The sequence below is a fragment of the Sphingobacterium composti genome (genome assembly GCF_009829075.1).
Classification (GTDB): Bacteria; Bacteroidota; Bacteroidia; order Sphingobacteriales; family Sphingobacteriaceae; genus Sphingobacterium; species Sphingobacterium composti.
The window spans coordinates 18,456-31,024 of the sequence record NZ_WUQZ01000030.1; the positions used below are offsets into that span (position 1 = coordinate 18,456).

Sequence of the window (12,569 nt, forward strand, 5' to 3'; positions counted from 1 at the left end):
CAATAAGATCAATCGAACATCATTTGAAAGCTATCATTCATTTAATTATAAATTTTAGTATTTTGATTATGTTAAAACAATTATTAAACTTGAAAAAATGCCAAAATCTATCTAAAGGCCTATTTTTAAACGTATTCTTATTATTCTTTTCATTTCATGTTTTTGGCCAAAATGCCAATAACAAAACCTCTTTTACAGCTCGGCTATTAAATGTAGAAGCTCCTACAAATGAAACTTTTAGGTACAACAGTACCCTTACAAATGGTAATACTGAATTAACGAATTACAATCTATCTGCGAAACTCCCAGCAGGCTGGCAAATTACTTATCGTGTTGAAGGAGTTGCTGTCACTTCACTTCAGATAGAGCCAGGAATATCCAAAGATATCGGTATAGAAATAAACTGTCCAATCAGCACCAAACCTGACACCTATAAAATCCCTGTAGAGGCTATATCACAATCAGACACGTTGAAACTAGGTTTGGAAGCTGTAGTGCGCGGGTCATATGCTGTAGAAATCTCTACACCTACTGGAAGACTTTCGGATGAAATCGTAGCAGGAAACAGTAAAGAGCTATTACTTGTAGTAAAAAATAGTGGTACTTTACCACTAAATACATTAGAATTGACTTCTCAATTGCCAAGCAAATGGGAAACAAGCTTTTCTCCATCTACAATAGAACAACTGCAACCAGGACAGCAAGTTGATTTAAAGGTAACTCTTAAAGTTCCTGAAAAGACAATAGCCGGTGACTACATTACAAAAATGAATGTCAAATCCACAAATGCTTCTACTGAAACTTCCATCCGAATTATGGTAAAGACATCTATATTATCTGGTTGGGTTGGAATTTTAATAATTATTGCAGCAGCTGGACTGATTTATTATCTAATTCGTAAATATGGAAGAAGATAGTAATCCATAAAATCATAACTTTTTAAATACATATTTCATGAATAATCCAATCATTGATTTGAAGGATTTATCGAAGTTTTATGGCAATAAGAAGGCTGTTGATAAGCTTAATCTCCAAATATATTCTGGTGAAATATTTGGTCTTTTAGGGCCAAATGGAGCTGGAAAAACAACTAGTATTTTGATGATGCTTGGACTCACTGAACCCACTAGTGGCAGTGCAACAGTTTGTGGCCATGATGCAACTCGTAATCCTTTAGAAGTAAAGAAAGTAGTCGGTTATATGCCGGATAATGTGGGATTCTATCCTGATATGACAGCAGTGGAAAATCTCTGTTTCATAGCAGAATTAAATGGAACTTTTGGGCAACAAGCTAAAACCTTGGCGTATGAGTTACTTCAAACTGTTGGAATAGCTGATGTTGCAAATAGTAAAACTAGTACCTTCTCGCGAGGTATGAAACAACGTCTGGGGCTAGCGGAAGTTCTAATCAAAAAACCTCAAGTTATCATACTAGATGAACCTACATTGGGAATAGATCCAAGTGGTGTTAATGATTTTTTGAAACTTATTCAGAAACTCAGCAAAGAGCAGAATTTAACAGTCCTCATGTCATCACATCACTTGCATCAGGTGCAAAGAGTATGTGACCGTGTAGGCATATTTGTTGATGGTAAAATGATGGTGGAAGGACCTATTGAATCACTAGCTCAAAAACTTCAATTGGATAGAGGTTTTAAAACGATTATAGAAGTTAACAATCCGGAGTTTACAACGCTTAGTGTCGAGTCTTCATTAAATACTATAGATGGAATTTCTACTGTTGCATTCGAAGAAAATAAAATAAGCATACATTCCACTACTGATGTTACAGCCCAAGTTGTACGTAAATTAGTGCAAAGTGATGCTAATATTCTTTCTGTAAATCGTAATGGATATACTTTAGATGACATTTATAGTAAATATTTTGATAATGATAACTTAAAGATATAGAAATGAGGAGCAATAATTTCATAGGTCTATTTCAATGCACTGCAAAATCAAATGCGGAAAACAGTTTTTCGCCTCCAATAAAAGTATTAATTAAAAAAGAAGTATCCTCGCACATTCGAAGCTGGCGATTCATAATTCTGATTTCATTAATAGTACTTACGTTTGGTGCTTCATTGTATGTTTCTTTTTCAGGACTTCGTGACACAATTAATAATAGTCAAGATCCAGACAGCACTTTTGTTTATTTAAAATTATTAACAACAAGTGATAATACCGTGCCACCGTTTCATGTATTTCTTAATTTTTTAGCACCTCTATTAGGGATTGCATTAGGTTTCGATGCCATTAATTCAGAACAAAATGGAGGAACTCTTACAAGGTTGGTTGCACAACCTATTTATCGTGACAACTTGCTTTTATCCAAGTTCTTTGCTCCTCTTATAATTGTTTCTGTCTTATTCACATCACTCATCATGTTAATGATTGGAGCTGGGATTATTTCTACAGGTATTAAGATAGAGTTTCAAGAAGTCGTAAGGATAATTGGATTTATTGGCGTAAGTATAATCTACGTTGCCTTTTGGTTGAGTTTAGCTATTTTGTTATCAATTGTTTTCCGTCAAGGAGCGACATCGGCTATGACTGCTATAGGAATATGGTTATTCTTCACCATTTTCTTTCCAATAGTTATCAATTTTATCATAAGACCGTTTATTCCAAATCCGAATTATATTTCTGAACAGGAATATTTAGCTTGGCATGAAATGATTCTTAATTTAATGAGATTGTCCCCTAGTCAATTATATACTGATGCCACCACAAGTATATTAATGCCATCAATTCGAAGTTTAGGACCAGTTTCGATGGAACAGATGATAGCTGCTATCCCTACTCCATTGTCTTTTATAGATAGTTTAATGATTGTTTGGCCTCAACTGACAGGTATTACGGCGGGAATGATGATTTGCTTTGCATTGTCTTACCTTTTGTTTATGCGTCGGGAAATCCGTTGCTAATCCCTAAAAGGTCAACATAAAAAAATGCTTGATTCATCATATATTGAATCAAGCATTTAATTTTTATATCACCCCCGCATGAATTAATTCCTGCTCCATCTCCTTCTGTAATTTTATAGCTTCTTCACGCGCTCTTTCAGCGTAATCTTTACCTGACGAAGCGTAGATAATTCCACGTGTGCTATTCACCAGTAAACCACAATCTTTGTTCATCCCGTATTTACATACATCTTGAAGCGAGCCCCCTTGGGCTCCTACACCAGGCACCAATAAAAAATGGTCTGGCGCATGCTTACGTATCTCAAGAAAAGCCTCTCCACGTGTCGCTCCTACCACGTACATGATATTTTCGATACTTCCCCAGCAATTTACCTTTTCAATTACCTCTTCAAATAATTGTTTGCCATCTCGATTAGTAAAGTTTTGAAAATCTTTCGAACCTTCGTTTGAAGTCAAAGCCAACACAATAGCCCATTTGTCATCAAAATCCAAAAAAGGTGTAACCGAATCTTTCCCCATATAAGGAGCTATCGTAATGGAATCAAAAGACATTCCCGACTGTGCTTGATCAAAGAAAGCCTGCGCATACATCTTCGATGTATTGCCAATATCGCCACGCTTCGCATCTGCTATACTAAAACAATTCTTTGGCAAGATCTGCCACGTCTTTTGCAACGATTGCCAACCTTTCGCACCATAACTCTCATAGAATGCAATATTGGGCTTATAAGCTACGCACAAATCTTCTGTAGACTCAATGATAGCTTTATTAAATGTAAATATAGGATCTTCTTCACCTAAAAGATGTTCTGGAATTTTTGTTATATCGGTATCAAGTCCAACACAAAGAAATGAACGCTTCTCTTTAATTTGCTCGATAAGTTCCTGTCTGGTCATAAAAATTATTTATTAATGAGATTCTGAATAAAATCTTCAACTGATTTAGCACTGTAATCACGCATTCCTTGCTCGCGGCTTACCAAAACACCATTTTTATCTAAAAATACGGTAGTAGGAATTGCGCCGGAAAGCCATTCTTCTGGAATACGACTATTTGGATATACAATTGGTAAAGTCAAATTCTCTTGTTTCAAAAATTTGTTTGCTCCTTCAATATCATTTTCTATCTCCACCAAAAGAAACTCCACTTTATCGTTTCCTTTGAATTTATCGTATAATTTTTGAATGGACGGCATTTCGGCTTTACAAGGAGGACACCAAGTCGCCCAAAAGTTAATGAATAAAACTTTTCCTTTTAGTGAATCCACATTGAATATCTTTCCTTCCTCATTTACGAATGAAATAGCGGAGGATATTGCTGATGGTGCATTTTCGGAATTAGATACAGTCTCAGGTTCTTGTACCTTCTCCAATTTCGGTTTGAAAAGCCCCAACTTCATTAATTGCTGTTGCAAAAAAATACGACTACTTGGCAGTAAAATCAATCCAAATAAAACAGCCCAAATGACATAAGTCCAAATACGCTTTTTACTTTTTTTATTTTCCATAGATTAAAATAAATTAGGAATCAAATTTTTCCAATTGTTTGAGTAATGTAGCAAAATCTTTTGGATATTCTGCCTCAAACTCATAACGTTTGCCATCAATGGTAAATTCGACTCTTTTGGAATGCAATGCAAAACGTTTCATAATTGGCTGCTCTTCTTGCTCCTTGCCCATCGTAAATCCACGTTTTTTGATTTGTGACAAATAAACTGGCTTACCTCTATACATCGAATCACCAACGATTGCTGCATGCTGAGTCGCCAAGTGTATACGAATTTGGTGCATACGACCTGTTATAGGCTTACACTCTACCAACGTAAAATGCTTGAAATATTTAATACTATTAAAAATCGTTTCTGCCGACTTACCATTGGCCCTATCAATTGAAACATTTTTATTTCCTTGATTCAAAATCGGCAAATCTACTTTCAAATCTGTAAAAACATGTGTTCCTTGAATGATGGCATGGTATATTTTATTGACACGACGTTTTTCAAATTCAATAGAAACCAAACGATAAGTTTCTGGATTTTTCGCAATTAGTAACACACCAGAAGTATCTTTATCCAGACGGTGACAAACTTGTGCATCCGCACAATATTTTTTGGCCAATCTCAATATATTGATTTCACCGCCCTCACGTTGGTCCAATGAGGCGATAAAAGGAGGTTTATTAATAACAATTAGATTATCATCCTCGTGAATTATCAGTTCTGCGAACTTCGGAAATTTAAATAAACGGTTTTCGTTTTGCGTCATACTGCAAAAATAACAAAACAAAGCGAGTATTTCGGATATTTGAGGTTTTTACAATATTATGAAAGGATAGCTATTTTTATTTATAATTTTGCATCAAACAAAAAAGAGACCATGTCTGTACACAAACCCATAAAACGTGTTACTACCTCCGCGTTGCGCGATATGAAGGCCAGAGGTGAGAAAATCAGTATGCTAACGAGCTATGATTACTCGATGGCTAGAGCATTGGACGAGGCGGGTGTTGACGTTATTTTGGTCGGTGATTCGGCTGCAAATGTATTTGCTGGATACGAAACTACACTTCCTATCACTTTAGATAATATGATTTACCATGCAGCTGCAGTAGCTCGTGGCGCAAAGAGGGCTATGGTATTAGCGGATTTGCCATTCGGCGAATATCAAGGTTCGGTAGAAAAAGCATACGAATCTGCTGTACGCATGATGAAAGAATCTGGCGCACATGCCTTGAAATTGGAAGGCGGGGAAGAAATTATCGATAACATCAAGAAAATTGTAAATGCGGGAATTCCTGTCTGCGGACACTTGGGGTTAACACCGCAATCTATATACAAATTTGGAGATTTTGGTGTTCGTGCAAAAGAAGAGGCGGAAGCTGAGAAATTAAAATCTGATGCTCTAGCCTTACAAGAAGCTGGCTGTTTTGCGATAGTATTTGAAAAAATACCTGCTAAATTGGCTGAAGAAGTTTCTCAATCATTGCAAATACCTACAATAGGAATCGGCGCTGGAAATGGCTGTGATGGTCAAGTATTAGTGGTAAATGATATGTTGGGTATGACTAAAGATTTTAAACCAAAATTCTTACGTCAATACGCCAACCTTTTTGAGACAATATCCAATGCTACAGCACAATATGTAGCTGATGTTAAATCAAAAGATTACCCTAACGAAAAAGAACAATATTAAAAATTCTGGATGATAAAAATCATCATTATAGGTGCACTTATTGCTATGCTCATCTTCTCGATTGTGCGTAAGCTTAATCTTTTTGGTTCATGGAGTACGACAAAACGCTTGTCCACTCCTACCGAAATTATTGAAATAAGTGCTCCTTTATCAATCTACAAATCTGCTGTAAAGAAAACGCTGATAACCGTAGGTATTGGAATTCTAATTTTGTTGATTACGATTGTAATTGCTAGCAAATTCAAAATCGCCTTGTTCATGCTTCCTGTGAGCTTCTATCTGATTGGCCAATTCTTTATTTTGAATAATCATTTGAAAGCAACCAAAAATCAGCGCATCATTTACAACAGCAAAACACATGAAGTTCAAGTTGAGATTAGCAATAATAAAATTGAGATTTTCAACCTTTTAAATGATGTAAAAAGAGTAACAGAAGTAAAATCTGTTCAAAAAAATAACGGCATATTATTCGGATATTATAAGTTGCATACCCAAAATCACACTTATAACATCCCCTACATTATCGCTCAAAACCCACAAACAAAACCATTTTTCGACAAATTACAATTATTCGATAGAGAGATTGAAACAAAATTATTCCCAATAATTTAATTTTAATATATTTGATTTAATCACTTACTTTTAAATCAATTATACGCTATATGCGATACATACTACTATTAGCACTAATCACACAGATTGCACTTTCTTGTAATTCTCCTAAAAAAGAGAAAACACCCGAAGAGATTGAGAAAGCCAAGCAAGACAGTATTGAAAATGTACGCAGAGAGCAAGAAGAGGCTGAAAAAAAACGTCCTCGAACTGCCGCTGATATTAAACTCAAAAAGGAATTAAAGTATGATAAATATACGTTAGAGGATAAATATCCATATAATGATACATTTCGCGTATTCCAATGGGAGAAAATTAAAGAAAAGTTAGCATATATCGAAAATTTCCAGCGTGAACATAATCAGTACGGTTTAGTATCAAACTATAAGAATAAGCATGGTGAGGCGCCTACTGTGACAAATTTTAAGCGTAATGCATACAAGAGGGTTTCGGATACTTTAGGAACAGAGCGCTATCAATCCGCCCCACTTTATAAAGTAGGTGAAACTAAACTTCCAACCATTTATGGTCGTGACGGCTCTTTGGTGAAGATGCTAAGTAGCGACACCTTGAAAATGGTTAAAGTAAAAGGATTGACAAATTTTGATGGCGAATGGGATATACCAAAACGCTATGTCAAGTCTTTAGGCGATACATTATCATTCAAGCATATCGTAGTCGTTGATGTCACGAATCAAAATATCTGCGCATTAGATCATGTGGATGACACTTGGTACATCCGAAGTATGAATAAAGCCACAACGGGTAAGCACAACCCACCGTATGCCATGGAAACTCCTGTCGGCATGTTTCTGGTGCAAGAGCAAAAGGCAAAGATGTTTTATTACAAAGACGGCACGACGAGTATTGAAGGTTTTGCACCTTGGGCATCACGGTTTACAAATGGGGCTTATATACATGGCGTACCCGTAAACAATCCAAAAGGTCAAATAATTGAAACAAGCTGGAGCTTAGGCACTGTACCGCGTTCGCACATGTGTGTACGCAATGCATCGTCACATTCCAAGTTTATTTATGACTGGGTAAAACCCTTTACATCTTTAGTAATTGTCATTGATTAACCATAAGTTAAGAATTTAACACTTCTTAACACTTTTATAAAATATTGATAACGAACTTTGTACATCACGAAAGGATAAAGTGCGCTTATGAGAAAAACAAAATTTTTAGTATTAGTGACGACTTGCATAGGGTTAGTTACTTTAATCAGTCAAACCACAGCAACCTACCTTACCCCTCAACCAACAGATAGTATTTATTCTAATCAGTCCGTAGTTGATTCTTCAGAAAAGGATTTAAGAACATCAACTGAGATATTATACGATGAAATTGGCTTGGAAGGTAAATTAAAATTCGAAGCTTTTGAGAAAGCGATGATAGGTTACGAAAACTTAGATTTCAAAAACAAAGATATCATTACCGTTATAGATTTTACGCTTCCCTCTACAGAAAAACGTATGCACGTCATTGACATTAAGAACAAAAAGGTATTATATAATACAATTGTTTCGCATGGACGTAATAGCGGTGAAAAATATGCAACTGCATTTTCGAATAGACATGGATCATTTCAAAGCTCATTAGGTTTCTATACAACAGAAAACACGTATATGGGTGGAAATGGTTATTCATTAGTGCTTAATGGTTTGGAAAAAGGCATTAACGACCAAGCAAAACCTCGTGCTGTTGTTATTCATGGCGCTGATTACTGTAGTCAGTCTGTAATTAATTCGACAGGAAGATTAGGTAGAAGCTATGGCTGCCCTGCCCTACCACGCGAATTGAACAAACCTATAATAAATACCATTAAAAATGGAACTATGGTATTTATCTACGCAGAAGACCCGACTTATTTAGCTAGTTCTAAGATATTAAAGAAATCAAGCAATACATTATTAGCGCAACGAGATGTGGTTAGTGATGTAGACAGCGCTTATTCTTCTTATTAGAATGGACTTACTAGAGATAAAAGAGACGGCCTGAAAATTTTCAGGCCGTCTCTTTTCATTTTATATGGGATTGATAGCTTATTTTTGGAATTTCCAACGAATCAAAATCTATTTCATGATTACTCAGCTGATCAACAGCTTTCAAGACTTTAACTAAATGCTGTTCTGTTCTAATACCGACTAGTGCGGATGTAACACGCTGATATTTTAACAAATAAGCTAATGCTATTGATTCTGGCAATACTCCTAATTGATTTGAAAGCTGTGTGACTCGACTTGAAATATATTGTACCTGCGCAATACTATGATCTAAATATTCACGAACAGGTTTTCCGAACAATAATCCTTGTGCAAATCCTCCTCGAGCTAAGGTAGATACATTGGCTTCATTTAGTGTATTAAGATAACCTTCTGGTCGTGTATCCAACAAACTAAATTGCATCATATTCGATACAATATTAGACTCATTAGCAAATCGTAAAAATACATTTGGACGAATAGAAGAAATACCATACGATCTTATTTTTCCAATTGAGACCAAATTCTCTAATGTTTCTACCGCTTCTTCAAAATTATCATCAATGGTACCTCCATGTATTTGATACAGATCTATATAGTCAGTTTGTAGTCTTGCTAGCGAATCATCAACAGCACTATTAATATAACCTTTTGACACATCCCAAGTCCATGCAGATTTATCTGCATTCCACTTATTTCCAACCTTTGTGGCTATAATTACCTTCTCACGTTTTTGTTTAACAGCAGTACCAAGCAATTTTTCATTTTCACCAAAATCATATAAGTCAGCCGTATCAAAATAATTAATGCCGCCATCAATAGCTTTATCGATAAGATATTTGCTGTCGGATTGATCTTTCACATTCAGAGACATACAACCGAATCCTACTTCTGATAAGTAAATATTTGATAGACCTAACTTATTGTATAGCATGAACAAATTATTTTATTCCTAATAATTCAACTTCAAATATAAGCGCACTGTAAGCCGGGATAGATCCTGTTGCACGTTCACCATATGCCAGATTGTAAGGGATATAAAACCTGCATTTACCACCTACTTTCATCAATGGAATGCCAATTTTCCAACCTTCAATAACACGATTCAAATTCAATGTCAAGGGATCATTGCGCTCGTATGAGCTATCAAACTGTGTTCCGTCAATAAGCGTACCTTTGTAATGTACCTCAACTTCTGAATCAATTGTAGGCTGTGCTCCATCGCCTTCTTTTAAAACTTCGTATTGTACACCCTCTGGTGTAGTGACAACTTCTGGTCTTTGTTTGTTCTTAGCTAAAAATTCCTCTCCTGGTTTCTTTAGTTCTGCATTCTTCTTGTCATAAGCTTTACGTACTTCTTTTTGGATAACATCCATAATTTCATCTTCTGTGAGCAACAATTTTTCAGATTTTAAAGCTGCCTCCAGACCTTTTTGAAAAATAACTGTATTTACTTCGAAACCTGCATTCTTCAAATTTTTGGCTACGTCAATACCTAATGCATAAGCAAGTGAATCACTGTTTGTCTTTAGAGTAAATTCTTGGACTGGTGCCTTTGCAACAGTTGTAGCTTTTTTAACAGTCGTTGTAGCATTTTTTTTCTTAACTTGAGCATTTACATAAGTTACTGTCAAGCTTAAAATTAGCATAGAATAAATAAATTTTAACTTCATGTATTTTTAGATATAATTGTTTCTATGATTTGCATTGTATTATCTGGATAATCGACCTTAACAGTATGTGAACTATTTAACCAGACTTCAATATCATATTCGTATTTCTTTTTCAAACTGCTGATAATCGGCACACCAATATCTTCTAAAGCAGCTGCATTAAGGTGTTGTTCGTATTGATTTTTCATAGGAATAGCCAACACTTTTTTTCCTAAATATAATGCTTCAGCTGGTGTTTCAAAACCTGCTCCACACAATACTCCTTCACAAGAAGCTAAACTTTTGACAAATTCATCATTGTTGATAGGTTGTATTGAGACATTTTTAATACTCAATGGTTTCGTATTGTGTTTTGAGAATACTTCCCACCTAACGTCAGAAAATTTCGTCAAATGCTTCAGCAGATGTGCATCATCATAACTAGGCAAATAAACAGTATAATGACCTAAATTAGTAGGTTCAAGTCGACGGATAGATTCACGAATTACAGGTGTGAATATTGACTTATGGTATTGTTTGAAATGAAAGCCATATGGCTGTGTGACAGGCGCATAATTTTTCATAATAAATTTACCCATCATATCTGTTTCGTCTGGTTTAGGGCTATTTGGGTGCATAGCACCAATTTGATGACTTAACCCGATGCACGGGAGATCCTTAGTCTGACAAGCCCATGCAGTTATCGGTTCAAAGTCATTTATAACTAAATCATAATTTCCAACAGGAACTTCATTAACTTCTTGCAATAACTTTCTTACTGTCGAGCTCATAAAAGTTTTCCAAAGGTCGACACCACCTGATTTTCCAAAGATAAAACTCAATCCATGTAGTCTATACTTAATATCAAAAGGAATGCAAATATCAGCTTGTATACCACTAATCAATACATCTACTTCGCCAAAAGCTTGGAGACACGGAATAACATCCATAGCACGACACAAATGACCGTTTCCAGTTCCTTGAATAGCATATAATATCTTCATGAATAGCCTTAAAATGTGAATCGAAAATACATATTTTTATTAAATAAGGTCGCCCAATTCATATTAAAGTAGTTTTAATTATTTTTTTTGATTAAATTAAATAAACTAACACATTAATTATGAAGCCATTCTCTCTGCTACTGATAATAATTTTAGTTTTTTTTAGTTCATGGGGATCCTCATAAAAAAATCAATGAAACAGTTGTCTTTCTACTTCCGTCAGATTTGGCTGCATTCTATAAAACTCATATTAAACAAATAACAGATAAAGCAGTTGATGCAGACAAAAGATGTTATGTGGATACAATTGAAGGCCCAAAGCATTATATAGATATTGGCAAGTATGAAAATATTGACAGCATTCCTATTCATTGGTCTCAAGCAAAAGAAAAGCTAAATGAAAAGAAATTATTAACCTGAATTCGATTATTAATTCTATTTAAAATTGCAATCATGGTAGTAAATGTTTGTATTTAAGTGTCTGAAATTAAAATATTTAACAATATACCAGACCATGATTACATACGATAAAGTTACCGATATTTTCTGCATAGTTGATGAGTTTTGCAAGAACTTTGAAAAAAACACTAAAAACTTCATCATTGGGATGGCTTCAAGACGACCAGCAACCATGTCAAATAGTGAGATCATTAGTATCCTACTATTATTTCAGATTAGTGGCTTTAAATGTTTCAAGCATTATTACATATTTTATGTACAGCGCCACATGAACAAAGATTTCCCTAATACAGTTTCTTACAATCGTTTTGTAGAACTTAGCCAGACTGTGATTATGCCCTTAACTATGTTTCTGAAAACCTGTTGTTCGGGTTCTTGTACAGGAATATCATTTGTGGACTCTACGCCAATAAGTGTTTGCAAAAACAAACGTATAAAAGCCAATAAGGTCTTCAAAGGAACTGCTAAAATTGGAAAATCAACCATGGGATGGTTTTACGGTTTCAAGTTGCATTTAATCATTAATGACAGGGGTGAAATCCTTAATTTCCTTATTAGTCAGGGGAATATGGATGATAGAGAGCCGTTAAAAAAAAGAAAGTTTCCTGAAAAAAATATTTGGAAAGCTATTTGGCGATAAGGGATATATCTCTAAACAGTTGTTTGAAATTCTTTTCATCGATGGAATACATCTAGTCACCGGAATACGAAACAAGATGAAAAATAGCCTAATGA

Annotated in this window: 14 protein-coding genes and 1 pseudogene; 9 read left to right on the top strand and 6 right to left on the bottom strand. The window is 35.0% G+C overall.

All coding sequences use genetic code 11. The features are described from left to right. The first annotated feature begins 68 nt into the window (after positions 1-68). Genes GOQ17_RS14760 through GOQ17_RS14770 form a run of 3 tightly spaced genes read left to right on the top strand, consistent with a single transcriptional unit; the run spans position 69 to position 2,927 of the window. Entirely contained in the window at positions 69-917 is an 849-nt protein-coding gene (locus GOQ17_RS14760) for a COG1470 family protein (protein WP_159638645.1), read from the top strand. A gap of 37 nt (positions 918-954) precedes the next feature. Then, on the top strand, positions 955-1,911 hold the full coding sequence (locus GOQ17_RS14765; RefSeq protein WP_159638647.1) for an ABC transporter ATP-binding protein: 957 nt from the start codon (positions 955-957) through the stop codon (positions 1,909-1,911). Between the two features lie 2 nt (positions 1,912-1,913). Beyond that, positions 1,914-2,927, top strand: a complete 1,014-nt coding sequence (locus tag GOQ17_RS14770) for an ABC transporter permease subunit (RefSeq protein WP_159638649.1) — start codon at positions 1,914-1,916, stop codon at positions 2,925-2,927. Between the two features lie 63 nt (positions 2,928-2,990). On the opposite strand, the gene pyrF is transcribed toward GOQ17_RS14770, so the two are convergent. The 3 genes from pyrF to GOQ17_RS14785 are packed head-to-tail and all read right to left on the bottom strand — an operon-like array spanning position 2,991 to position 5,192. After that, positions 2,991-3,824 (bottom strand): orotidine-5'-phosphate decarboxylase, encoded by an 834-nt coding sequence (gene pyrF / locus GOQ17_RS14775; protein ID WP_159638651.1) that lies wholly within the window; start codon positions 3,822-3,824, stop codon positions 2,991-2,993. A 5-nt stretch (positions 3,825-3,829) separates the two neighbouring features. Continuing rightward, on the bottom strand, positions 3,830-4,435 hold the full coding sequence (locus GOQ17_RS14780; RefSeq protein WP_159638653.1) for a TlpA family protein disulfide reductase: 606 nt from the start codon (positions 4,433-4,435) through the stop codon (positions 3,830-3,832). A gap of 13 nt (positions 4,436-4,448) precedes the next feature. Further along, entirely contained in the window at positions 4,449-5,192 is a 744-nt protein-coding gene (locus tag GOQ17_RS14785; RefSeq protein WP_159638655.1) for an RluA family pseudouridine synthase, read from the bottom strand. Positions 5,193-5,303: 111 nt separating this feature from the next. Here GOQ17_RS14785 and panB point away from each other — a divergent pair, with 111 nt between their 5' ends. The 4 genes from panB to GOQ17_RS14805 all read left to right on the top strand — a co-directional run bounded on the left by panB (position 5,304) and on the right by GOQ17_RS14805 (position 8,701). Then, complete coding sequence (gene panB, locus GOQ17_RS14790) at positions 5,304-6,119, top strand: 3-methyl-2-oxobutanoate hydroxymethyltransferase (protein WP_159638657.1); 816 nt, start codon at positions 5,304-5,306, stop codon at positions 6,117-6,119. Between the two features lie 9 nt (positions 6,120-6,128). After that, positions 6,129-6,731: a hypothetical protein gene (locus GOQ17_RS14795; RefSeq protein ID WP_159638659.1), complete on the top strand. Its 603-nt coding sequence runs from the start codon at positions 6,129-6,131 to the stop codon at positions 6,729-6,731. A gap of 50 nt (positions 6,732-6,781) precedes the next feature. Beyond that, positions 6,782-7,813, top strand: coding sequence for a L,D-transpeptidase (locus GOQ17_RS14800; RefSeq protein WP_159638661.1), 1,032 nt, complete (start codon positions 6,782-6,784; stop codon positions 7,811-7,813). Positions 7,814-7,900: 87 nt separating this feature from the next. Next, complete coding sequence (locus GOQ17_RS14805) at positions 7,901-8,701, top strand: murein L,D-transpeptidase catalytic domain family protein (protein ID WP_159638663.1); 801 nt, start codon at positions 7,901-7,903, stop codon at positions 8,699-8,701. A gap of 55 nt (positions 8,702-8,756) precedes the next feature. On the opposite strand, the gene GOQ17_RS14810 is transcribed toward GOQ17_RS14805, so the two are convergent. The 3 genes from GOQ17_RS14810 to GOQ17_RS14820 are packed head-to-tail and all read right to left on the bottom strand — an operon-like array spanning position 8,757 to position 11,375. Next, on the bottom strand, positions 8,757-9,653 hold the full coding sequence (locus GOQ17_RS14810; protein WP_159638665.1) for an aldo/keto reductase: 897 nt from the start codon (positions 9,651-9,653) through the stop codon (positions 8,757-8,759). Between the two features lie 7 nt (positions 9,654-9,660). Beyond that, positions 9,661-10,392, bottom strand: a complete 732-nt coding sequence (gene bamJ / locus GOQ17_RS14815; protein ID WP_236537166.1) for a BamJ family beta-barrel-assembly machinery protein — start codon at positions 10,390-10,392, stop codon at positions 9,661-9,663. Next, a complete protein-coding gene (locus GOQ17_RS14820) occupies positions 10,389-11,375 on the bottom strand; it encodes a glycosyltransferase family protein (RefSeq protein ID WP_159638667.1) in 987 nt (328 codons plus the stop codon). Before GOQ17_RS14820 ends, bamJ begins: the two co-directional genes overlap by 4 nt. A 225-nt stretch (positions 11,376-11,600) precedes the next feature. Between GOQ17_RS14820 and GOQ17_RS14825 the strand changes: the two genes are divergently transcribed. Both GOQ17_RS14825 and GOQ17_RS14830 read left to right on the top strand, forming a co-directional pair. After that, a complete protein-coding gene (locus GOQ17_RS14825) occupies positions 11,601-11,795 on the top strand; it encodes a hypothetical protein (protein WP_159638669.1) in 195 nt (64 codons plus the stop codon). 94 nt (positions 11,796-11,889) lie between these two features. After that, positions 11,890-12,569 (top strand): annotated as a pseudogene (locus GOQ17_RS14830) (IS982 family transposase); the annotation flags it as partial.